General features: G+C 71.5%; 17 protein-coding genes. 8 read left to right on the forward strand and 9 right to left on the reverse strand.

Annotated elements, in window-relative coordinates:
• Positions 1 to 22 precede the first annotated feature (22 nt).
• Together ACK8GG_RS04040 and ACK8GG_RS04045 are read left to right on the forward strand one after the other, a co-directional pair.
• Positions 23 to 649: a DUF4245 domain-containing protein gene (locus ACK8GG_RS04040; RefSeq protein WP_440354042.1), complete on the forward strand. Its 627-nt coding sequence runs from the start codon at positions 23 to 25 to the stop codon at positions 647 to 649.
• A gap of 114 nt (positions 650 to 763) precedes the next feature.
• Entirely contained in the window at positions 764 to 1552 is a 789-nt protein-coding gene (locus ACK8GG_RS04045) for a hypothetical protein (protein WP_440355554.1), read from the forward strand.
• A 70-nt stretch (positions 1553 to 1622) separates the two neighbouring features.
• Here the strand turns inward: ACK8GG_RS04045 and ACK8GG_RS04050 are convergent, their stop codons facing one another.
• Together ACK8GG_RS04050 and xseA are read right to left on the reverse strand one after the other, a co-directional pair.
• The gene (locus ACK8GG_RS04050; RefSeq protein ID WP_440354040.1) at positions 1623 to 1835 is read right to left on the reverse strand and encodes an exodeoxyribonuclease VII small subunit; all 213 of its coding nucleotides are present in this window, start codon (positions 1833 to 1835) and stop codon (positions 1623 to 1625) included.
• Between the two features lie 123 nt (positions 1836 to 1958).
• Entirely contained in the window at positions 1959 to 3179 is a 1221-nt protein-coding gene (gene xseA / locus ACK8GG_RS04055; protein ID WP_440348170.1) for an exodeoxyribonuclease VII large subunit, read from the reverse strand.
• A gap of 126 nt (positions 3180 to 3305) precedes the next feature.
• On the opposite strand from xseA, the gene ACK8GG_RS04060 reads away from it, so the two are divergent.
• A complete protein-coding gene (locus ACK8GG_RS04060; protein ID WP_440355555.1) occupies positions 3306 to 4295 on the forward strand; it encodes a 4-hydroxy-3-methylbut-2-enyl diphosphate reductase in 990 nt (329 codons plus the stop codon).
• 48 nt (positions 4296 to 4343) lie between these two features.
• Positions 4344 to 4787 (forward strand): hypothetical protein, encoded by a 444-nt coding sequence (locus tag ACK8GG_RS04065; protein WP_440354038.1) that lies wholly within the window; start codon positions 4344 to 4346, stop codon positions 4785 to 4787.
• A 136-nt stretch (positions 4788 to 4923) separates the two neighbouring features.
• Here ACK8GG_RS04065 and ACK8GG_RS04070 read toward each other — a convergent pair whose 3' ends face one another.
• Entirely contained in the window at positions 4924 to 8169 is a 3246-nt protein-coding gene (locus ACK8GG_RS04070; protein ID WP_440355556.1) for a S8 family serine peptidase, read from the reverse strand.
• Between the two features lie 347 nt (positions 8170 to 8516).
• Positions 8517 to 9656 carry a DNA recombination protein RmuC gene (locus ACK8GG_RS04075; protein ID WP_440355557.1) on the reverse strand — a complete coding sequence of 380 codons (1140 nt, stop codon included), beginning with the start codon at positions 9654 to 9656 and terminating at the stop codon, positions 8517 to 8519.
• 109 nt (positions 9657 to 9765) lie between these two features.
• On the opposite strand from ACK8GG_RS04075, the gene ACK8GG_RS04080 reads away from it, so the two are divergent.
• The gene (locus ACK8GG_RS04080) at positions 9766 to 10527 is read left to right on the forward strand and encodes a hypothetical protein (RefSeq protein WP_440348165.1); all 762 of its coding nucleotides are present in this window, start codon (positions 9766 to 9768) and stop codon (positions 10525 to 10527) included.
• A gap of 132 nt (positions 10528 to 10659) precedes the next feature.
• On the opposite strand, the gene ppc is transcribed toward ACK8GG_RS04080, so the two are convergent.
• The 5 genes from ppc to ACK8GG_RS04105 form a co-directional block, all read right to left on the reverse strand.
• Positions 10660 to 13497 (reverse strand): phosphoenolpyruvate carboxylase, encoded by a 2838-nt coding sequence (gene ppc / locus ACK8GG_RS04085; protein ID WP_440355558.1) that lies wholly within the window; start codon positions 13495 to 13497, stop codon positions 10660 to 10662.
• A 201-nt stretch (positions 13498 to 13698) separates the two neighbouring features.
• The gene (locus tag ACK8GG_RS04090) at positions 13699 to 14511 is read right to left on the reverse strand and encodes a hypothetical protein (protein WP_440355559.1); all 813 of its coding nucleotides are present in this window, start codon (positions 14509 to 14511) and stop codon (positions 13699 to 13701) included.
• A gap of 61 nt (positions 14512 to 14572) precedes the next feature.
• On the reverse strand, positions 14573 to 15160 hold the full coding sequence (locus ACK8GG_RS04095) for a hypothetical protein (RefSeq protein WP_440355560.1): 588 nt from the start codon (positions 15158 to 15160) through the stop codon (positions 14573 to 14575).
• A 60-nt stretch (positions 15161 to 15220) separates the two neighbouring features.
• Positions 15221 to 15721: a hypothetical protein gene (locus ACK8GG_RS04100; protein WP_440355561.1), complete on the reverse strand. Its 501-nt coding sequence runs from the start codon at positions 15719 to 15721 to the stop codon at positions 15221 to 15223.
• A 145-nt stretch (positions 15722 to 15866) separates the two neighbouring features.
• Positions 15867 to 16772 (reverse strand): cyclase family protein, encoded by a 906-nt coding sequence (locus ACK8GG_RS04105; protein WP_440355562.1) that lies wholly within the window; start codon positions 16770 to 16772, stop codon positions 15867 to 15869.
• Positions 16773 to 16925: 153 nt separating this feature from the next.
• Between ACK8GG_RS04105 and mfd the strand changes: the two genes are divergently transcribed.
• Genes mfd through ACK8GG_RS04120 form a run of 3 tightly spaced genes read left to right on the forward strand, consistent with a single transcriptional unit; the run spans position 16926 to position 22426 of the window.
• Entirely contained in the window at positions 16926 to 20573 is a 3648-nt protein-coding gene (gene mfd / locus ACK8GG_RS04110; protein ID WP_440355563.1) for a transcription-repair coupling factor, read from the forward strand.
• Between the two features lie 13 nt (positions 20574 to 20586).
• The gene (locus ACK8GG_RS04115) at positions 20587 to 21423 is read left to right on the forward strand and encodes a hypothetical protein (RefSeq protein WP_440355564.1); all 837 of its coding nucleotides are present in this window, start codon (positions 20587 to 20589) and stop codon (positions 21421 to 21423) included.
• Position 21424: 1 nt separating this feature from the next.
• Positions 21425 to 22426 carry a nucleoside triphosphate pyrophosphohydrolase gene (locus ACK8GG_RS04120; RefSeq protein WP_440355565.1) on the forward strand — a complete coding sequence of 334 codons (1002 nt, stop codon included), beginning with the start codon at positions 21425 to 21427 and terminating at the stop codon, positions 22424 to 22426.

A 22426-nucleotide genomic window follows, 5' to 3' on the forward strand; every position in this document is an offset into this window, starting at 1 on the left:
AGCGAGCTGGAACAATGGGCGCGTGGACCCTGTGCAGCATGACCGCGTTCCGGCCGGCACGTCCGCCCCGGTGACCTCCGAGCCCTCCGCCGCCGCGAGCGGGGCGGCCCCGGACGGCACCCCCGTGGAGGTGGTCGAGGAGGGCCGGTCCACCCGGTCGCCGAAGGACATGGCGATGTCGCTGCTGGTCCTGCTGATCCCGATCGCGCTGCTGATGGGCTTCTCCCGGTTCGTCCTCGGCGGCGAGGAGCCGAATGTCGTGGATCCGACCGAGGCGGTGGCGCAGGCCCGCACCGCCGGGCTGGCCGTGCGGGAGCCGGTCGATCTGAGCACCGAGTGGCGCACCCTGACCGCCCGGTCCCGGTCGGAGGAGGCGGGTGTGACGCTGCGCGTGGGCTACCTCAGCCCGGACGGCGAAGGGGTGCAGGTGGTGCAGAGCAACGCCCCGGCCGACCAGCTGCTGCGTACCGAGCTGACCGACAGCGCCAAGCCGCAGGGGCAGGTGGTCCTCGCCGACGAGACGTGGCAGCTCTACTCGGCGCGCCGCAACGAGCAGGCGTACGTGCTGCTGACCCCGGAACTGACGGTCGTCGTGGTCGGTTCGGCGCCCGACGCGGAGCTGCGGGAGCTGGCCCAGGCCCACAGTTGAGGGCGGGCGGGCGAAACGCGCACGCATAGTTGACCTTGAGCGGTACTCTCCTCGGCGTACTTCCCCCTCGGCACACCCCGTGCCGGATACGACTTGGAGATCCTCGCGTTGAATATGCGACGCCGTGTCGGCCTGCTGGCCGCCGCTCTGCTCATCCCCGCCCTCGCCGCCTGCGGCTCGGACGCCACCGACGGCTCCGGCGATGCCAAGAAGGAAGCGGCGATCCCGGCCGACCCGAAGCAGGCCCTGGTCGAGGCCACGAACGCCCTGGAGTCCGGGGACTTCCGGTACACCCTCACCGGTGACCAGGTGAAGGGCGAGGGCGCCGTCCACATGCCCAGCAACAGCGCCCACATCTCCATGACCATCGGAGACGCGGCGCAGGGCTTCGCGATGGAGATGGAGTACATCTTCATCGGCGAGGAGGGCTGGATCCGGCTGGACATCCAGGGCCTGGGCGCCGACGCCAACCCGACGGCCGGCAAGTTCCACCACGTCGACACCAAGAAGGTGCCGGATTCCTCCAGCATGATCCTGAAGAAGGGTGAGGCGGACCCGGTCGGTAGCAAGGCGCTGATGAACAGCATCGTCGAGGTGCAGAAGACCGGCGAGGGCGCCTACAGCGGCACGATCGACGTCACCAAGGCCGGTGAGATGCAGCTGGTCGACAAGGACACCATCGAGGCCCTGGGTGACCAGGCCACCAAGCTCCCGTTCACTGCCAAGATCGACGACCAGGGGCGCCTGGTCGAGTTCGGGATGCAGATGCCCGCGGCCGGGGACTTGCCGGCCCAGGACATCAAGATGGTCTACTCCGACTTCGGCTCCGTCACCGGCATCCAGGCGCCGCCGGCGGCCGACGTGGTCGAGGCCGACGAGGAGTTCTACCAGAAGCTCGCCTGAGCGAGACTCGCACGGGTGCGGGGCGGGCCATCGGCCCGCCCCGCACCATTTGCGCCCACGGTGGTCGTGCTCAGGACTCCGTGCGGGCCTGGCGGGCGGCGTCGATGCGCTCCCGGGCCCCGTCGAGCCAGCGCTGGCAGATGTCGGCCAGCCGCTCGCCCCGCTCCCAGAGCGCCAGCGACTCCTCCAGTGAGGTGCCGCCGGCCTCCAGCCGCTCGACGATCGTCGCCAGCTCGGCCCGGGCCTGCTCGTAGTTGAGCGGCTCGGTCTTCTCCTCAGCCATCCGTTGATCCCATCCTGCTGCGGTCACTGTTCCCTGCCGGGCCGCTGTCCGTGCCGGCCCGCCGGGCTGTCGTTCCTCTGCCGGTCCGCTGTTGGGCCGGTTCGCCTCCGGGGCGGGCGTCGCTCATCCGTCCACCGTCGCGCTCAGCTCGCCGTCGGCGAGCCGGACCCGCAGCGGATCGCCCTTGGTCACCTCGGCGGCGGCGCGCACCACGTGGCCGTCGGCGCGCTGCACGATGGCGTACCCGCGCTCCAGGGTCGCGGCCGGGGAGAGCGCGCGGAGCCGGGCCAGGGTGTGGCGCAGGTCGTTCTCGGCCGCGCCGAGGCGGTGCTGAAGGCAGCGCCCGGCGCGCTGGCGCAGCTGCGCCACCTCACCGCCGCGCTGGTCGACCATCAGCTCCGGTCTGGCCAGCACCGGCCGGGAGCGCAGCCCGGTCAACCGGTGCTCCTCGCGGTCGACCAGGTTGCGTACGGCCCGTTCCAGCCGGCTGCGGGCCTGGCCGATGGCGCGTACCTCCTCGGCGAGGTCGGGGACGAGGCGCTTGGCGGCGTCGGTGGGGGTGGAGGCGCGGACGTCGGCGACGAAGTCCAGCAGTGGCGTGTCGGTCTCGTGCCCGATCGCGCTGACCACCGGGGTGCGGCAGGCGAAGACGGCCCGGCAGAGCGCCTCGTCGGAGAAGGGCAGCAGGTCCTCGATGCCGCCGCCGCCACGGGCGATGACGATCACGTCGACGCTCTCGTCGGCCTCCAGCGCCCGCAGCGCGTCGATGATCTGCGGTACGGCGGTCGGCCCCTGCACCGCGACGTTGACGGTGCGGAACTCCACGGCGGGCCAGCGCCGGCGGGCGTTGGTGAGTACGTCCCGCTCGGCGGCCGAGGCGCGGCCGGTGATCAGGCCGATCCGGGTGGGGAGGAAGGGTGGGCGGCGCTTGCGGGCCCGGTCGAAGAGCCCTTCGGCGGCGAGCAGCTTCTTGAGCTTCTCCAGCCGGGCGAGCAGCTCACCGAGCCCCACCTGCCGGATCTCGTCGGCGCGCAGGCTCAGCGTGCCCCGGCCGGCGTAGAAGTCCGGTTTGGCGTGCAGCACCACCCGGGCACCGGGGGCGAGCTCCGGGGCGCCGCTGTCGAGGACGTCCCGGTTGGTGGTGACGGTGAAGCTGATGTCCGCCGACGGGTCGCGCAGGGTGAGGAAGACGGTGGCGGCGCCGGGGCGGCGGCTGATCTGCGCGACCTGGCCGTCCACCCAGATCCAGCCGAGCCGGGCGATCCAGGCGCCGACCTTCTGGCTGACGACCCGGACCGGCCAGGGCTCTTCCGGGCTGCTGCGGGGCACGTCGGCTGCGCTCACCCGGCCAGCCTACGGCCCGGCCCGACAATCTCCGCGGTCCCGGCACCCCGCCCGCCCATGATCGAAAGTGGGTGTCGCCGCGCCGCGGCCGATGTCGGTGGATGCGATCGCACGTAGGATGGCCGGGTGACTGAGGCTCAGACCACCCCCCGGACCGGTAAGCGCGTGCTCCTCGCCAAGCCCCGCGGCTACTGCGCGGGCGTCGATCGAGCCGTGCAGACAGTGGAGGAGGCGCTCAAGCTCTACGGCGCCCCGATCTACGTGCGCAAGCAGATCGTGCACAACAAGCACGTCGTGCAGACCCTGGAGAGCCAGGGCGCGATCTTCGTGGAGGAGAACGAGGAGGTCCCCGAGGGCTCCACCGTGATCTTCTCCGCGCACGGCGTCGCCCCGGAGGTGTACGAGCAGGCCAAGGAGCGCTCACTGAAGGCGATCGACGCGACCTGCCCGCTGGTGACGAAGGTGCACCACGAGGCGAAGCGGTTCGCCGCCGAGGACTACGACATTCTTCTCATCGGTCACGAAGGGCACGAGGAGGTCATCGGCACCGCCGGTGAGGCCCCCGCCCACATTCAGCTCGTTGACGGCCCGGACTCCGTCGACCAGGTCAAGGTCCGCGACCCTGAGAAGGTCGTCTGGCTCTCCCAGACCACGCTCAGCGTCGACGAGACCATGGAGACCGTGGCCCGGCTCAAGCAGCGGCTGCCGCTGCTGCAGTCCCCGCCCAGCGACGACATCTGCTACGCCACCTCCAACCGTCAGCACGTGATGAAGGAGATCGCGCCGAGCTGCGACGTGGTGATCGTGGTCGGCTCACGGAACTCGTCGAACTCGGTCCGCCTGGTCGAGGTCGCCATGGACGCCGGCGCCCGCGCCGGCCACCTCGTCGACTTCGCCCACGAGATCGACGACGCCTGGCTGGAGGGCGCAAACACCGTCGGCGTCTCCTCCGGAGCGAGCGTCCCCGACGAGCTGGTCATGGAGGTGCTGCAGCGCCTCGCCGGGCACGGCTTCACCGAGGTCGAGGAGATCATCACCGCCAACGAGCGGCTGACCTTCTCCCTGCCGCAGGAGCTGCGCCGCGACATGAAGGCCGCCGCCGCGGCCCGTGGCTGAGTGATGGAACCCGGGAACGGATCGCGCCGCCGCGGCGTCCAACCCGACATGAAGACGCTGCGGTTCGCGGTCCCCACCCTCGTCGCCGCTCTCGCGCTGGGCGCCTGCGCCCCCGGAGACGCCGCGACCGATCCCACCCCGACCCCGAGCGGAGGCACGGTGACAACTCCGGCCGAGCCGACCCCGAGCGAGCCGACCCCGGTGACGCCCTCCCCGGCCGACCCGACCCTCGGCATCCCGTCGGGGCCGGGCAAGAAATCGCCACGTCCGGACAGGAGCGTCACGCCGGGGCTGCTCACCCTCACCGGCACGGTCAGCTCCGGCGTGGAGCCGGGCTGCCTGCTGCTCGACTCGTACCTGCTGCTCGGCGGCCCGGGCGACGTGCTCAAGCCCGGCGCGCGGGTGACTGTCACCGGCCAGGCCCAGCCCGACCTGATCACCACCTGTCAGCAGGGCACCCCGTTCGTGGTGGAGAGCGCCAAGCGCTCCTGAGCGCCGGCACCGCGGCCTGCCCGTCAGGAGACGCCGGCCGGCCACGGGATGCCCGGCCGGTCACGACACTCAGCGCAAACGACACGGCGCCCGCCCCCAACCTGGGGACGGGCGCCGTGCCTGTTGCGTCAGTGCGTCAGTTCACCGCACCGATGGTGACCGTGCCGCGTCCGACGACCGCGCCGTCGGAGGTGACAACGGCCAGCTCACCGGCGATGGTGCGACCGGCGATGGCCGAGTTGGCCACGACCGTGGCGGTGAGCGTGGCGCTCTCGCCGTTGGCCAGGGTGACCGAGCCGCCCGCGGCGGTCAGCGAACCGAAGGCCGGGTTGGCGATCGAGTCGCTGTAGTCGTACTCGGTGGTGCCACCGGCACCGTCGACCGAGTACGCGTCCACCTCGATGGTGTACGTGCCCGGCGTCGGGTTGGTCAGCGTGACCGCCTCTTCGGAGTCACCGTCGGCCTGGTACGCCACCAGCGTGGAGCCCAGGTAGACGAAGATGTCCAGGTCGGCGCCCGGGTTCGAGGTGTTGCCGATCTTGGCGGTGAAGCTGGTGGTGCCCGCCGGGATCGTCACCTCGAACTGCTGCTGGGTCAGCTCGGTGATGGTGGGCCGCTCGGCGTGGACGCTGGAGAGCGGGCCGCCCTGACCGGAGACCGTGACCGGGCCGAACGAGTTCGTCACGTTCCAGCTGACCTCGGTCGCCTCACCCGCGGTCACGCTGTCCAGGTGCACCTCGCTCGGCTCTACCGTCACGCCCAGGATCTTGGCGTCCAGCTTGAACGGGTTCGCCAGCAGCGGCGAGGTACGCCGCGACTCGACCTCGATCTCCCACACGCCCGGCATCGGGTTGGCGTACGTGCGCTGGAGCGGGTTGCACGTCTCGACCGGGGAGAAGTTGGTGAAGCAGGTGAGGCTGGAGGTGCTCTCCACCGGCACGCCGTGCGGGCTGAAGGCGATGAAGCGCGTCTGCGAGCTGTCGGCGATACCGGAGAGGTTCACCTGAAGCGCGCTCGCACCCTCGGGCACCGTGACGAAGTACGACTTGAAGCTGTTGCGGTCAACCGAACCGGAGGCCTTGACGTCGTACGCCGGGGCCTTGGCCTCGCTGGCGGCGACGACGACGAGCGACACCTCGAAGTCGATGGTGCTGGTCAGCGGGTCGTTGATCGTCATGATGGCGCTGTGGACGCCGGCGGAGGCCTTGGCGACCACCGGGATGCTGACGGTCTTGTTGAGCGGCAGGGAGACCAACGGCGGCGCGATGAACGTGCCGTCGTTGCCACGCAGCGAGACGGTGTGCAGCACCGCGAGCTTCGGGCCGCTGGTGCGGGTGACGTTGACCTGGTAGGTCTTGCGCTCGCCCGGCTTCTGACCACCCGCGGTCGCGGCGCAGTCGTTGTAGAGGCCGGTGCCCCGGTTCGGGGTCGCCAGGAAACCGGAGAGGACGGTGCAGACCGGCGCGTCGGAGGTGTAGGCGCGGTCGGTCTTGACGCCCCGGTTCAGCAGCTTCCAGGCGTCCGGCACGTTGAACATGCCGTAGCCCTGGGCGTAGGTCGGGACGTCCTTGATCGGCTTGGCCGAGCTGTAGATCGCCCGGCGCAGGGCGGCCGGAGCGGCGTTCTTGCCGGTCGCCTTGGCGGCCGACAGGAGCAGCGCGGCGCCACCGGCGGCCTGCGGGGAGGCCATCGAGGTGCCGTTGAACATGCCGTAGCCGGCGGGCAGGGTGTAGCCGGCCTCGACCGGACCCTCGCCGGCGAGGAACATCGGGATCGGCGAGACGGCCGAGCCGGGGGCGGAGATGTTCGGCTTGAAGCCGCCGTCCTCACGCGGGCCACGCGAGGAGAAGTTGAACAGGTTGTTCTCCTTGCGGACCGCCGAGCCGTAGTTGGACAGCCAGGTGTCCTTGCTGACGCTCGCCGCGACGCTGACGACATCGCTCGCCGCCGACGGGTCGCCGATGGTGTTGATACCCGGGCCCGAGTTGCCGGCGGAGATGAACATCTGCACGCCGTACTGCTCGATCAGGTTGTTGTAGAGGATCGCGCGGGCGTTGTTGCCGTCGTTGAGCGCCGGCAGACCACCGATCGACATGTTGATGACGTCGACGCCGCGGTTGATCACCAGGTCGGCCATGCCGGTGGTGAGCGCCGCGGAGGTGCAGCCGCCGGCGAAGGTGCAGGCCCGGCTGGAGACGAGCTTCGCGCCGGGGGCGGCGCCGTCGAAGTCGCGGTTGCCGAACATGTCGTTGGCGGCGGTGATGCCGGCGACGTGCGTGCCGTGCGAGCTGGAGACGATGCCGATGTTGACGTAGTCGACCGGGCCGATGTTGGTCGGCACGTCCTCGCGGTACTCGACAACGAAGGGCAGCTGCTCGCGCACATCGGTGGCCGGGTTGTCGGTGCCGAAGTGGCCGACGTCGTAACGCTCGTTGTACGGCCGCATCACGGCGTCGTCGGTGAAGTCGCGGTTCTGGTTGGCGTCGACGATGATGTCGTGGCTCTCGGCGTCGTAGATGATGCCGAAGCTGTCGTTGGTGTCACCGTCGCGGTTGACGTCACCGCCGATGTCGCTGCCGGTGGTGATGCTCTCGCTGAAGGTGTTGAAGCGCCACTGGCCGGCCGGGGCGGTCCAGGTGGCGCCGACGACGGTGAACGTCGGGCCGGTGACCTGGTTGTTCATCGGGCGCCAGGAGGCGTCCTCACCGGGGCTGGTGGCGGTCACCCAGTCGACGATCTTGCGCTCGCCGGTGGTGGTCTGCGCCAGCGCCGGGTGGTCCAGGTCGACACCGGAGTCCATGATGCCGATGGTCACGCCGCGTCCGTCGTACGACGGGTTCTTCTTCTTGAAGTCGACCGCGCCGATCTCGTTGGTCGGCATGAACGGGTTCGACGCCTTGGTCTTGGCGCCCGGGGCGGTGCCGGCGGGAAGGCCGGATCCCTTGCCCTTGCCGCCCTTGCTTTCGACCTTCGGGTCCTCGAGCTTGATGACCTCGCTGAGGTCGATCGCGGTGACGCCGGAGAGCGCGGCGGCCTTGAGGACCTTGCCGGTCGGGACCTCGGCGAGCACGTAGCCGATGGTGTCGAAGCGGCGGTCGACGGTGCCACCGAGCTTGTCGAGGTCGGCGGCGACCTTGGCGGCCTTGCCCTCCTCGGTGGCGACGATCAGGGTCACCGACTGCTCGTTCTTGGCCTTGGCCTCGGTGAGCAGCTCCATGTCGTGAGAGCCCAGCGTCTCGGCTGCACTCTGCTTGGGAGCCTCGGTCTCGCTGTCTTGGTTTGCGCCGGCGGGGGTGGCGCCGGCGACGGTCATGGCGCCGGTGGCCAGAACTGACGCGAAGAGCGCTGCGGAAATGCGCTTCCGCTTGTGGGGTCTACTCACGTTCTCTTCCTCCAGAGAACAGGGCCCGAATTGCAGGGCACGTGTGAAGCGAATCTTTCGCGCTATCGCCCGTTTGTGTCACTACCTGAAGGTCCGTTGTGACCTGCCCGTGACATGATCCGGGCCACTCGTCGTTGTGAGTATCGATGAACATCGTGATTACTCCATCGGCCGGTGTGGATGATCAACCTGTCGTGGCTTCGACGCCGTCGATCGGTTCACCGCAATTCGGCGAACGGATGATGCGGCAGTCGGCCGGATACCGGTAATGGGGCCGGTCGCACGACCGTGCCCTCCGCGACGGGTCGGCGCCGCCGCAACGACCCCGGGCGAGTCCGTGGCCGGGTCTAGGAGGTCAGCTCCGGGGACTGCGGCTGGCGCGGCGCCACCTCGAGCTGGGCCGGGGTGGGCAGCTCCGTGTCGGAAACACCCAGCTCGCCGAGCTTGCGGGCGCTGACCAGCACCCGCGACTCCAGCGAACCGACCGCCCTGTTGTACGCGGTCACCGCCCCGCCCAGCGACGTGCCGAGCTTGCCGACGTGCTCGCCGAGGGTGGCGAGGCGTCCGTAGAGCTCCCGGGCGAGGCGGTGCACGGCCTCGGCGTTGTGCGCCAGCGCCTCCTGCCGCCAGGAGTAGGCCACCGTACGCAGCAGCGCGACCAGGGTCGCCGGGGTGGCGAGCACGACGTTGCGGCTGAAGGCGTGCTCCAGCAGCGTCGGATCGCGCTGCAGTGCCACGTCCAGGAACGGATCGGCCGGTACGAAGAGGACCACGAACTCCGGTGTGGAATCGAAGGCCGCCCAGTAGTTCTTTGCCGCCAGCGCCTCCACGTGACCGCGCAGGTGCTTGGCGTGCGAGTCGAGCAGGTTGTCCCGGCTGCGCTCGTCGCGCGCCTCCATGGCGGTCAGGTACGCCTCGAAGGGGGCCTTGGCGTCGACCACCACCGACCGGCCGCCGTGCAGGCGTACCATCAGGTCGGGGCGGATCGTGCGGCCGTCGTCCGCGGTGGCGGTTACCTGCTCGGTGAAGTCGCAGTGCTCCAGCATCCCGGCCGCCTCGACGATGCGGCGCAGCTGGTGCTCACCCCAGCGGCCGCGGACCTGCGGTGCGCGCAGCGCCGCCACCAGCTGCTTGGTCTCGGTGCGCAGCTCGCCCGAGACCGCCCCCATGGAGCGGACCTGCTCGCGCAGCTCGGCGTAGGCGTCGACCCGGTCGCGTTCGAGCTCGGTGACGCGCTTCTCGTAGCGCAGCAGCGTCTCGTGCAGGGGCGCGACCGCCCGGGCCACCGCCTCCTGCGACTGGGCGGTCGCCTCGTAGTTCAAGGCCCGCATCGACTGCTCCAACCGCCCCTCGCCGTCCCGGGCGGCCTGCAGCGTCGCCTCCAGCCGGGCGATCCGGCTTGCCTGCTGGGCGTGGGCGGCGAACCAGCCGAGCGCGACGCCGGCAGCCAGACAGAGGAGCACCACAGCCACCGTCGAAGCAGTCATGCCGCGAAGCATGCCAAACGGGTACGACCGGCGGCACGGCGACCGCGTCGGCCCCACTGCCAGTTCTTTGACAGGAATGCGGTTTTGGCTGCTCGGGTACCGTTGCGCCATGAAGTACCTACTGCTGCTCGTACTCGTGGCGATGTTCGTGGGTTTCCTGCTCTACTGGCGGCGGGACAGCGCCGCTCGGCAGGAACGGGCGCTGGCCGACGCGCGTGCCGACGCGCAGCGCTGGTACGAGCGCCTCGGCGGTCAGGTGATGAACCTCGGCGGCAACGAGGACCCGGCGGTACGCCAGGCGCTGGTCGACGCCGGTGAGCGCTACAACGCCGCCGGTTCCCAGTTGGAGCAGGCGCGCACGATCCGCCAGTACGAGCTGGCGCGGGAGACCGCGCTGGAGGGGCTGGCGTACACGCGTGCGGCGCGTACGGCGATGGGGATCGACCCGGGCCCGGAGCTGCCGCCGCTGGCCGCCGCGCAGGGCGCCGGAGCGATCACCCGGGAGCGGACGGTCGACGTGCAGGGGCAGACCTTCCGCGCCGGCCCGCAGCCTGGCGCCGGCACCCCCTACTACTACCCGGGTGGCCGGATGCAGGGCCGCCCGGTGCCGGCCGGCTGGTACTCGACGCCGTGGTGGAAGACGGCGCTCGGTGCCGGCGCCGGCGTGCTCGGCGGCATGCTGATCGCCGACGCTCTCTTCTCGCCGGCCTTCCACGACCCCGGCTACGGCGCGGAGGCCGCCGGCATGGGCGACATGGGTGGCGGGGACATGGGTGGCGGCGACATGGGCGGCGACTTTGCCGGCGGTGACTTCGGTGGCGGTGACTTCGGCGGTGGCGACTTCGGTGGCGGCGGCTTCGGCGACTTCTGACCCCGGCCACGGCTGATATCCCGGCCAAGGCGGACCCCGGCCACGGTTGGTTCAGGTCACGGTTGGTTCAGGCCACGACGACAGCGACGCCCGACGGGCCCCGCGGCTGATGCCGCGGGGCCCGTCGGCGTTTCAGCCGGTGTTGCGCATCCCGGCGGCGATGCCGTTGACCGTGGTGAGCAGCGCCCGTTCCAGGGCGGTGCCGTCGCTGGGTGCGCGCCGCCCGCCGGGGGCGGTGATGACGGCCCGGTTGACCGCGCCGGAGTCGCGGTACTGCCGCAGCAGCGCCACCTGCAGGTGGTGCAGCGGCTGCAGGTAGGTGTCGCGCACCGCCAGGGTCCGGCGCAGCACCGGGTTGTTCTCCAGCAGCTCGGACTCGCCGGTGATCGCCAGCAGTTCGCGCCGGGTCAGCTCGTACTCCGCCTCGATCTTGGCGAAGATCGGGTGCAGGTTCTTCGGCATCAGCGACTCGACGTAGCGCCGCGCGATCTCCAGGTCGGTCTTGGCCAGCATCATCTCCACGTTCGACAGGAACGTGCGGAAGAAGTGCCAGCCGCCGTGCATCTCGGCGAGCACCTCGTCGAGCCCGGCGGCACGGGCGGCGGCCAGGCCGGAGCCGACGCCGTACCAGCCGGGGACGATCTGGCGGGTCTGGGTCCAGCCGAAGACCCACGGGATCGCCCGCAGCCCGGCCAGTCCGGCGCCGGTGTTGGGGCGCTTCGCCGGGCGGGAGCCGATGTTGAGCGCCCCCAGCAGCTCCGTCGGGGTCGCCGCCCAGAAGTACGCGGGCAGGTCCGGGTCCTCGACCAGTTCCCTGTACGCCCGGTAGGCGGAGTCGGAGACGACGTTCATCGCGCCGTCCCAGCGCTGCAGCGCCTCGGCGGGCTGGCGCGGGGTGGTGTGCAGCAGCGCGCTCTGCAGCACCGCCGCCAGGGTCAGCTCCAGGTTCTCCCGGGCCAGCGACGGCAGGCTGTACTTGTCGGAGATGACCTCGCCCTGCTCGGTGACCTTGATCGCCCCGTCCAGGGTGCCGTACGGCTGGGCCAGGATCGCCTCGTGCGTCGGCCCGCCACCACGGCCGACGGTGCCGCCCCGGCCGTGGAAGAGCCGCAGCCGTACGCCGTGCCGGGCGGCCACGTCGCGCAGCGCGCGCTGGGCACGGTGGATCGACCACTGGCTGGTGGTGATGCCGGCCTCCTTGTTGGAGTCGGAGTAGCCGAGCATCACCTCCTGCACGTCACCGCGGGCGGTCACCAGCGACCGGTACGCCGGCACGGCCAGCAGCTGGTCGAGCAGCTCTCCGCCGGCGTCCAGCTCGGCGGGGGTCTCCAGCAGCGGCACGAAGCCGATGCGGGCCCGGCCGCTGTGCGGGTCGACCAGCCCGGCTTCGCGCGCCAGCACCACCGCGGCGAGGACGTCGTCCACCCCGAGGGTCATCGAGATGATGTACGACTCGATCACGTCCCGGCCGAACTGCTCCTGGGCGGTGCGGATGGTGGTGAAGACGTCGAAGGTCTTGCGGGCGCTCTCGGAGAGCGGGGTGTCCACACCGGCGAGCGGGCGGCGTCCGGCCAGCTCGTCGGCGAGCAGCTTGGCGCGTTCCAGCCGGCTCAGCGCCGGATAGTCGGTGACCTCGCCGACGGCGGCATAGAACTGGGCCAGCACGGTGTGGTGCGCCTCGGCGTGCTCGCGGATGTCCATGGTCGCCAGTTGCAGGCCGAACGCCGAGATCGTACGGATCACCGAGGCGAGCCGGCCGACGGCGGTGAGCTGACCGGAGTTGCGGGCCAGCGAGGCGCGCATCAGTTCGAGGTCGGCGATCAGCTCGCGGTTGCCGAGGTAGTCCCGGCCCGGCACGTGTGCGGTGCGGTCGCGCAGCCGGGCCCGGGTGTTGGCCAGCTTGGCCTTGATGCAGCGCGCCTTGAGGCGGTACGGCTCCTCGGCGTTGACCCGGCGGAACCGGGCCGCGACCTCGGGGAGGACGTCCAGGTCGGCGGCGAGGCTCGCGGAGAGGTCCAGCGAGACCCCGCGCAACCGCCGCGAGACCGAGATTTCCTTGATCAGCTCGTCCATCGCCCGTTCGGCGGACTGGATCCCGTGTTCGAACTGGATGATCAGCACGTCGTGGGTGACGCGGGGGGTGACGAAGGGGTTGCCGTCGCGGTCGCCGCCGATCCACGTGCCGAAGGTCAGCGGGCGGCCGGTCGGTGGGGTCTCCACGCCGAGCCGGCGCAGGGTGGCGGCCAGGTCGTCGAGGACCTGCGGGGCGGCGTCGGCGTAGAGGTCGCGCAGGTAGTAGATGGCGTTGCGGGCCTCGTCGGTGGGGTCCGGGCGGTCCAGCCGCAGCTCGTCGGTCTGCCAGAGCAGGTCGAGCAGCTCGGCGAGGCGGCGGTTCGTCGGCTCCTCGTCGGTGGCGCCGTAGAGGATCGCAGCGGCGGTCTCGGCGTCGAGTTCGTCGGCGACGGCCCGCAGCTTCGTCAGGATCGACCGGCGGGCGGCCTCGGTGGGGTGGGCGGTGAAGACCGGCCGGACCGCCAGCCGCCGGGCCGCGGCGGCGATCTCATCGGCCGGTACGCCGCGTTCGGCGATCATCGCGGCCGTCTGGTCCAGCCAGCCGCCGTGGGCGGCCCGCCGCCGGCGCAGGTCACGGGAGCGGTGCACCTGCTCGGTGATGTTGGCCAGGTGGAAGTAGGTGGAGAAGGCCCGCGCCAGCTTGGTCCCGTTGACCACGCTCAGCCCGGCGAGCCGCGTCGCTGCGGCCGGCGGGTCGGTCCGTACCAGGGTGCGGACCTCTTCGACGAGATCCAGCAGGGGCGGCCCCTCCTGCCGGGCGAGGGTCTGCCCGAGCAGGGTGCTCAACCGCCGGATGTCGGCGCGCATCGCGGCGTCGCGCGCTTCGGTCTCCGACAGCGGAGCTTCCGGGTCGGTCTCCGGCTGCGGGTCGGGGTGGTCGTGGGGCCGGTCGGTCACCGTGCGCTCCTAGGTCGAGAGGCGGAGGACAGCGTTGTCCGGCGTCGCGGGCCGGTGGGGCAGCGGCGCCGGACAGATCATCCTCCGCCGTCGACGGCCCACCCGCCTGATCGGAGCCTAGCCGCAGACCGGATCCGGCTCAGCGGCTCTGCGGCATCGATCACCTGTCGGAACCGGCCCCGGGAGCCGTCGGCCCGGGTGTCACCAGGTGATCGGGCAGCGGCCGGCGCTGAAGTGCTGCACCGCGGCCATGATCTCCGCCTCCGGCTTGTCGGCGAAGTTCAGGGTGGCGGTGAAACCGGAGCCGAAGAAGAGCTTCACGATGCTCGCGTCCAGGGCGGTGTAGCCGCCGAGGTTGCTGTCCGCGCGGGGGTCCCGGGCCTTGACCACGAGCATCTTCTCCATGCTCCAGCGGCGTCGCGAAATGTGGGCGACAGCCTCCCAGGGCAGCCAGATCGCCTGACCCCGGGTCGGCCGGGTCTTGATCCAGAGGCCGGCCGGTGAGAGCGCGAGTACCGGCCCACCCGAGGCCACCATCCACACCTGCACAGCGAGGGTCGCCACGACAAGGATCAGCAGAAGCATCGGAACGATGAGCGACTGAAGGGCCTCCCCGTCGGTCGCCGACACCAGTCCGCCGACGCAGAGGAGGAGCGGAAGCACGACGACCGCGAGGAAGGCGCCCACGATCAGGCTGCGCTTCAGTGCGTTCGGGCGTACGACAAAGGGCAGGTCTTCAGGGATTCGCTTGGTCACCGGGGGCGGCGGGGCGAATCCGCCGTGCTGACCGGGGACCTGACCCTGCGGCGCGGGATACCCGCCGGGGTAGGGCGCCTGCTGCCCGGCCTGCGGCGGCTGCCACCCGCCCTGCTGCTGCGGAAAGCCGGCCTGCGGCTGCGGCCATCCGGCCTGCTGCTGTGGGAATCCGGCCTGCTGCTGTGGCCCGGGGCCGGGCGGGGGATAGCCGCCGTTCGGGGGCTGCCAGCCGGGCTGCGGGGCGTGCGGAACTGTCACGGGGAGCTCCAGGCGAGGGTGGTGTCGAGAAGGGAGACAGGGTACGACGACAGTGCCACGATCATGTGGTCACCGGTCGGGGCGGCTGCCAGCCGAGAGGACAGCGGCCCGCGCTGAAGTGCGTGATCGCGGCGGCGATCTCGTCGGCACTTCTGTCGGTGAAGCGCGTCGCGGTGATGTACCCGGCGCGCGGGGCACTCTTGCGACCCCCGCCATGCGGATCCACCGGCTGAATCCTGAGCGCGGCCACGTTGCCAACCTGCTGCATGGAGATCTGCGCGACGGAGGACCAGGGCAGCCAGACCGCGCCGGGTCCGCTCATCCGGGTCCTGGTCCAGATGCCGTCCGGCCCCACAGCCAGCAGTGGTACGCCGGTGGCGAGCGGCCACATGTTGCGGGCGACGACCAGCAGGGCGAGCATGATCGAGCCGCCGCAGAATGCGGAGGAGAGCAGCAGCACGAGCCGGTTCTCCGGCGCCGCGACTGTCAGGCCGACGATGACCACCGCGCCGAGCAGGCCGAGCGTCACCGCCGCCATCACCAGCAGCGTCCCCCGCAGCATGGTGTGCGCCCGGCTCGGGAGGAACCGTACGGTGAACGGCTCGGTCTCGGGGATGCGTGAGGCCCTCGTCGGGCCGGACGTATTCATGTTCGCCATAGAAGCAGATGGCGGCCCGGCAGTCACCGGTGTCGGCCGCGCCGACAGCCCCTAACCGGAGACCCGGCAGCGGTCGCGGCTGTAGTAGGGGATCGCAGTCAGGATCTCCGCGGGCGATCTGTCGAGCTGGTACAGCGGGATCCGGATTCCGTAACGCCGGAACAACCACAGCTCCCGGCGGGTCAAGACGGACACCGCGTCGGGAAAGCGGTCGAGCTGTGGTCGCAGAATGAGTGAGTCGATCAACCAGCCGGAGCGGCGCTGCACGAGCGCGACACCGTCCCAGGGCAGGTGCACTGCGCGGCCGAAGCTGGACTGCCACCAGATGCCTGCGGGGCCGACCGCCAGCGTCGGCACCCGCGTGGCCAACGCCATGAAGAGTATGAGAGCCAAGACCAGCCATGAGTTCCGCATCGTCCGGAAGAGGGCTTCGCGAAGCTCTTCCGCGGTATCGCCGTCCGTGAACAACCCGGGCCCTATCAGCACCAAGGCATGGAGTCCCACGACCGGCAGGACGGCCTTGACGGAATCGATGCGGACGGAGAAGGGCATGTCGTGGGGGATCCGCTTCCGCACAGTCAGTACGAGCGGCGCCGTACGGCCGGCCGGTGCGGACCCGCCCGGTCGCGGCTGAGGCGAGGGCTGGACTGGCTCTACCGGAATCATGGCCTGCTCCACTGATCGATGTGTGTGAGTGTCAGCCGTCCACGACGGCGAAGGCGCGCACCGGGAAGGTGCCCATCCCCTGGACCATCGGCGGGGCGGCGGTGAAGCGGAACCCCTCCGGCGGTAGCGCGTCGAGTCCACGCAGGTGTTCCACGATCGGGATGCCGGCCGCCAGCAGGGCGCTGTGCGCGGGGCGTCGACCATTTGCGGCCGGACTCATGTCGTCAATGTTGATCGAGTCGATGCCGACCAGGGCCGCGCCGGCCTCGACCAGCCACCGCGCGCCGTCGTCGGTCAGGTACGGGTGCTCCGGCGAGGCGTACTCCGGGGTGCCGAAGTGCACGTCCCAGCCGGTCTGCAGCAGCACCGCCCGCCCCGCCACCTCGTACGGCGCCAGCAGTAGCCGGTCGATCGCCCGTACCCCGGCGGGCATCCGCACGACGATGCCGGGCAGGTCGGCGAGGCGCTCGATCGGCGTGGCGGCCAGGTCCGCGGCGCCGGGCCAGCGGTGCGCGGGAGTGTCGAGGTAGGTGCCGGTGTTGGCGATCATGTCGATGCGGGCGATGTGGAACTCGACTCCGGCGGCGTACCGCTCGCGGGACGCCTCCCAGGTCAGCCAGTCGCTGATGCGGGGCGGCGGGAATCCGGGCAGCGTGACCATGCCGTCGCGGAGGACGTGGCTCAGCTCCACCAGCCGCCGTCCGGTTGGCGCTGCGGGCACTCCTCTGCCGCCCTTGTGCGCCTCGGCGATGATCTTCTTGTTGCTGATCTCGACCCCGGCCACCATCAGCAGACCCAGGTGCCGGACGAAGAGCGCCGCCAACTGCGCGTCGTCGATCTCCGGGCCGGGCAGGTCGAGCCGGAACCCCTCCGTGCGCAGTCCGCCGCCGTTGGCGAAGGTCACTTCCGCGTCGAACCGGGCCCGCCACTGATCCATGCAGCCGATCATCAGGGCGGCAATGCCGCGCGGCAAGGGGTTTCCCGTCGACTGTCCCGCCGGGCCGGGGATACGCTGGCAGGGTCGACCCGCACCCCCCGTCCGTCCCGGACGCGGGGTGGTCGGCGTGTGCCGATCCGCTGGAAAGGGACCATGACTGCGCTCACCGGACTGCTCGCCGCCGCCCTCGGTGACCCGGCGTTCACCCGTACCCGTGATCTGGCCCGCTCCGGCGCCGCGCAGGTCGACGGCCTGGACCTGACCGCGCCGGTGGCGCTGCGCCCGTTCGCGGTGGCGGCTGTCGCCGCCGACGTCGACTCGGGCGGCGCCGGGCACCCGGTGCTCGCGGTGACCGCCACCACCCGGGAGGCCGACGACCTGGCGGCCGCCCTGGCGGATCTGCTCCCCGCCGGCCAGATCGCGGTCTACCCGTCCTGGGAGACGCTGCCGCACGAGCGCCTCTCGCCCCGCTCCGACACCGTCGGCCGGCGGCTGGCGGTGCTGCGCCGGCTGGCACACCCGCAGGCGACCGGAAGCGGCGGCCCGCTGCGGGTGGTGGTCGCGCCGGTCCGGTCGGTGCTGCAACCCCAGCTCAAAGGGCTCGGCGACCTGGAGCCGGTGCAGCTGGCCACCGGCGGCGAGGCGGAGCTGGAGGGGATCGCGCGGCGCCTGACCGACCTGGCGTACGCGCGAGTCGACCTGGTCACCAAGCGCGGCGAGTTCGCGGTGCGCGGCGGCATCCTCGACGTCTTCCCGCCGACCGACGAGCACCCGTCGCGGGTCGAGTTCTGGGGCGACGAGGTGGAGGAGATCCGTACCTTCGCCGTCGCCGACCAGCGCACCATCGAAGCCGTACCGGCGCTCTGGGCCCCGCCCTGTCGGGAGTTGCTGCTCACCCCGGAGGTCCGGGAACGCGCCGCGGCGCTCGCGCAGGCGCACCCCGAGCTGGCGGAGATCCTGGAGAAGGTCGCCGAGGGCATCCCGGTGGAGGGGATGGAGTCGCTGGCGCCGGTGCTGATCGGGCCGGACTCACTGGAGCTGGTGCTGGACACCATGCCCGCCGGCACCCACGTGCTGCTCTGTGACCCCGAGCGCATCCGCACCCGGGCGCACGACCTGGTCCGCACCTCCGACGAGTTCCTCCAGGCCGGCTGGGCCGCGGCCGCCGCCGGTGGACAGGCCCCCGTCGACGTCGGCGCCGTGGCGTTCAAGACCCTCGCCGAGGTACGCGCCACCGCCGCCCGGCTGCGTCAACCCTGGTGGACGCTCTCGCCGTTCGGGCTCACCGAGGCCGAGCCGGCGCAGACCCAGCCCTGGGAGGACGCCCCCGACGAGGCGGCGGTCGCCCCCGACGACAGCATCGCGGTGACCCTGTCGGCCCAGCCCACCCCGCTCTATCACGGCGAGACCGCCCGGGTCGTCGACGACCTCAAGCGCTGGACCGGCGACGGCTGGGCCGCCGCCCTGGTCTTCGAGGGCAAGGGTCCCGCCCAGCGGGCCGTGCAGGTGCTGCACGACGCCGGGCTCGGCGCGACCCTCACCGACCGCGTCGACGAGGCGCCGAAGCCGGGCACCGTCCTGGTCACCTGCGGCGCGCTCAACCACGGCTTCACCGACGAGGCGTCGAAGTTCGCCCTGCTCACCGGGAACGACATCTCCGGCGGCCGGGGCGCCTCCACCCGCGACATGCGCAAGATGCCGGCCCGGCGGCGCAACACCATCGACCCGCTGGAGCTCAAGGCCGGCGACCACGTCGTGCACGAGCAGCACGGCATCGGCCGCTACGTCGAACTCGTGCAGCGGACCGTCAACGGCGCCGAGCGCGAATACCTCGTCATCGAGTACGCCCCCAGCAAGCGCAACCAGCCCGGCGACCGGCTCTACGTCCCCACCGACCAGCTCGACCAGCTCTCCCGCTACGTCGGCGGGGAGTCCCCGACGCTGCACAAGATGGGCGGCTCGGACTGGCAGAAGTCAAAGGCCCGGGCCCGCAAGGCGGTCAAGGAGATCGCCGCCCAGCTGATCCAGCTCTACGCCGCCCGGCAGGCCTCCCAGGGCCACTCGTTCGGCCCGGACACCCCCTGGCAGCGGGAGCTGGAGGACGCCTTCCCCTGGCAGGAGACCCCCGACCAGCTGGCCGCGATCGAAGAGGTCAAGCGGGACATGGAGCAGTCCGTTCCGATGGACCGGCTGATCTGCGGCGACGTCGGCTACGGCAAGACCGAGATCGCCGTCCGCGCGGCCTTCAAGGCGGTGCAGGACGGCAAGCAGGTCGCGGTGCTGGTGCCGACGACGCTCCTGGCGCAGCAGCACTTCAACACCTTCACCGAGCGGATGGGGCAGTTCCCCGTCGAGATCCGCCAGCTCTCCCGCTTCCAGACACCGAAGGAGGCCGCGGAGACCGTCGCGATGGCCGCCGAAGGCACCGCCGACATCGTCATCGGCACCCACCGGCTGCTGCAGGACTCGATGCGCTTCAAGTCCCTCGGTCTGATCATCGTTGACGAGGAGCAGCGCTTCGGTGTCGAGCACAAGGAGCGGCTCAAGGCGCTGCGCGCCTCCGTCGACGTGCTGAGCATGTCCGCCACCCCGATCCCGCGGACCCTGGAGATGGCGATCACCGGCATCCGGGAGATGTCGACCATCGCCACCCCGCCGGAGGAGCGCCACCCGGTGCTGACCTTCGTCGGCGCGTACGACGAGCGGCAGGTCGCCGCCACCATCCACCGCGAGCTGCTCCGCGACGGGCAGGTCTTCTACCTGCACAACCGGGTCGAGTCGATCGAGAAGACGGCCCGCAAGCTGCGTGAGCTGGTGCCGGAGGCCCGGGTCGCGGTCGCGCACGGCCAGATGGGCGAGGACGCCCTGGAGAAGGTGATGGTCGGCTTCTGGGAGAAGGAGTACGACGTCCTGGTCTGCACCACGATCGTGGAGTCCGGCATCGACATCCCCAACGCCAACACTCTGATCGTGGAGCGGGCCGACCTGCTCGGCCTGGCCCAGCTGCACCAGATCCGCGGCCGCGTCGGCCGGGGCCGCGAGCGGGCGTACGCGTACTTCCTCTATCCGGGGGAGAAGCCGCTGACCGAGCAGGCCCACGAGCGGCTGGCGACGATCGCCCAGCACACCGAGCTCGGCGCCGGCATGTACGTGGCGATGAAGGACCTGGAGATCCGCGGCGCGGGCAACCTGCTCGGCGGCGAGCAGTCCGGCCACATCGAGGGCGTCGGTTTCGACCTCTACGTGCGGATGGTCGGGGAGGCGGTGCAGGCCTTCAAGGGCACGCAGCCCGAGGAGCAGCCGGACGTCAAGATCGACCTGCCCATCGACGCGCACCTGCCGATCGACTACATCGGGGTGGAGCGGCTGCGGCTGGAGATGTACCGCAAGCTCGCCGAATCCCGCGACCTCGACCGGCTGCGCGAGGTCGTCGCCGAGATGACCGACCGCTACGGCGAGCCGCCGGCGCCGGTGCAGAACCTGGTCGCCGTTGCCCGCTTCCGGCTGCTGGCCCGCCAGTACGGCCTGACCGACGTCTCCATGCAGGGCAAGCACCTGCGCTTCTCGCCGTTGGTGCTGCCCGACTCCAAGCAGATGCGGCTCAAGCGCTACCACCCGGACTCGGTCTACAAGCAGGCCGCCGATCAGGTCAGCGTGCCGCGGCCGACCACCCGCCGCATCGGTGGCGAGCCGCTGCGCGACCAGGCCCTGCTGGAGTGGTGCGCCCAGCTGTTGTCAGATGTCCTCGGCGAGCCGGCCGCTGCGCCGGTAGCCGCCGCCCCGACCCCCCGCAAGTCGTGAGAGAGTGGCCATTATGCGTGTTCGCCGCCTTGCCGTCGCTGCCATCGCCGCAGTCCTCGGCGCCGGATCCCTCGCCGCCTGCGGCACCGGATCGCCGGACGTCGCCGCCTACGTCGGTGACACCACCTACCAGCTGAGTCAGGTCGACGCCGTCTACGACGAGGTCCAGCAGTCGCACGGCGACCGCGTCCGGCAGGCCTACGCCGCCGAGAACGACGCCGCGAAGCAGCGGGCCGAGCAGACCGGCGCCGAGGCGCCCGCCACGATCGAGCCCTCCCCGCAGGACCTGCTCCACCCGGCGACCCGCCAGGACGTGGTGAACCTGCTGGTCACCGTCGACCTCGGCCGGCAGCTCCTCGCCGACCGGCAGCTCGCGGCGCCGACCGACATCGACCCCGCCGTCATCGGCAACGGACTGGGCGTGGACCCCGGCAGCGAGTACGCCGCCCTCTGGGCCGAGTCGTACGGCATCTACCGGGCTCTGGCGCAGGACCTGCCGCCGGCCGCGGACACCGACGAGAACGTCATCGCCTTCTACACCCCGCTCGCCGACCTCGGCGCGCTGCCGCCGGGTCTGACCGCCGCGCAGGTACGTGAAGGGCTCGGCGGGGCCGAGCTGGCCCAGATGGTGATCGCCGTCCGGGACGCGTTCGCCGGCAAGGCCGACGAGGTCGGCGTCACGGTCAACCCGCGCTTCGGCTCGGTCGCCATCCCGATGGTGCTCAGCGGCGGCCAGGGCGACATCTTCTTCGACATGCCGTACACCACGGCCGGCGTGCCGGTGACCGACGCGCCCGCCCCGACCACGGAGCCGGCCGACCAGCCGGCCGACGACGGCGACGCCCACTGACGTGACCGCCCGGATCATCCTGCTGGTCACCTCCCCCCGGCTGCCGGTCGGGCTGCTCACCGCGGGCGCCTGGGATGCCGTACGGGCCCATCCGGTGCTCGCCGGCGCCGAGGGGGAGTGGACCGCGGCCCTGCGTCTCTGCGGGGCCGAGGTCACCGTGGTCGACCCGCACGACGCCGTCGAGGCGCTGGTGGCGGCGGCCGAGACGCATGGCGCGGTGGTCTGGCTCGCCGGTCCCGCCGGTGACCAGGAGATGGCCCGTTCCCTCGGGCTGCGGCTGGCCCGCCGGCCCGGCCTGGCCGACCTGGAGCTGCTCTACGGCTCGTGGGATCCGCCCGGCGCGCGGCTGCTCGACGCGGTCGCCGTCATCGACCGGCTGGCCTCCCCGGGCGGGGATCCGTGGAAGCGGGCGCAGACCCATCAGAGCCTGGCCCGGTTCCTGCTGGAGGAGGCCTACGAGGCGTACGACGCGATCGTCGCCGGTGACAGTGCGGCGCTGCGCGACGAACTCGGTGACGTACTGCTGCAGGTGCTCCTGCACGCCCGGTTCGCCGAGGAGGCCGCCGAGGACGAGCGCTGGAACGTCGACGACGTCGCCGGCGGGCTGGTGGAGAAGATGATCCGCCGCAATCCGCACGTCTTCGCCGGCGCCTCCGCCGGGACCCTCGACGAGATCACCGAGAACTGGGAGCGGATCAAGCAGGAGGAGAAGCCCCGCGAGTCGGTGCTCGAGGGCATCTCCGCCACCCTGCCGACCCTGGCGTACGCCGGCAAGGTGCTGGAGCGTTCGGCGCGGCTCGGCGTACCGGTGCCGTCCTCGGGGCAGGTCGAGCCGGAGCTGGCCGCCGACGCCGACCGGCTCGGCGGCCGGCTGCTGGCCCTGGTGGCTGCGGCCCGCGAGCACGGCGTCGACGCCGAGGCGGCTCTGCGCGCGGCTCTGCTCGCCCACACCGGGCGCATCCGCGACGCCGAGCAGCGCGCTGCCGGCGACCGGGTGGGGTGA

It is taken from the genome of Melissospora conviva (assembly GCF_049523535.1).
Classification (GTDB): domain Bacteria; phylum Actinomycetota; class Actinomycetes; order Mycobacteriales; family Micromonosporaceae; genus Melissospora; species Melissospora conviva.

Coding starts and splice junctions, on each gene's coding strand:
- ACK8GG_RS04045 (WP_440355554.1), top strand. CDS start 764: ATGCGACGCCGTGTCGGCCTGCTGGCCGCCGCTCTGCTCATCCCCGCC.
- ACK8GG_RS04050 (WP_440354040.1), bottom strand. CDS start 1,835: ATGGCTGAGGAGAAGACCGAGCCGCTCAACTACGAGCAGGCCCGGGCC.
- ACK8GG_RS04065 (WP_440354038.1), top strand. CDS start 4,344: ATGAAGACGCTGCGGTTCGCGGTCCCCACCCTCGTCGCCGCTCTCGCG.
- ACK8GG_RS04075 (WP_440355557.1), bottom strand. CDS start 9,656: ATGACTGCTTCGACGGTGGCTGTGGTGCTCCTCTGTCTGGCTGCCGGC.
- ACK8GG_RS04080 (WP_440348165.1), top strand. CDS start 9,766: ATGAAGTACCTACTGCTGCTCGTACTCGTGGCGATGTTCGTGGGTTTC.
- ACK8GG_RS04095 (WP_440355560.1), bottom strand. CDS start 15,160: ATGAATACGTCCGGCCCGACGAGGGCCTCACGCATCCCCGAGACCGAG.
- ACK8GG_RS04100 (WP_440355561.1), bottom strand. CDS start 15,721: ATGCCCTTCTCCGTCCGCATCGATTCCGTCAAGGCCGTCCTGCCGGTC.
- ACK8GG_RS04105 (WP_440355562.1), bottom strand. CDS start 16,772: ATGGATCAGTGGCGGGCCCGGTTCGACGCGGAAGTGACCTTCGCCAAC.
- mfd (WP_440355563.1), top strand. CDS start 16,926: ATGACTGCGCTCACCGGACTGCTCGCCGCCGCCCTCGGTGACCCGGCG.
- ACK8GG_RS04115 (WP_440355564.1), top strand. CDS start 20,587: ATGCGTGTTCGCCGCCTTGCCGTCGCTGCCATCGCCGCAGTCCTCGGC.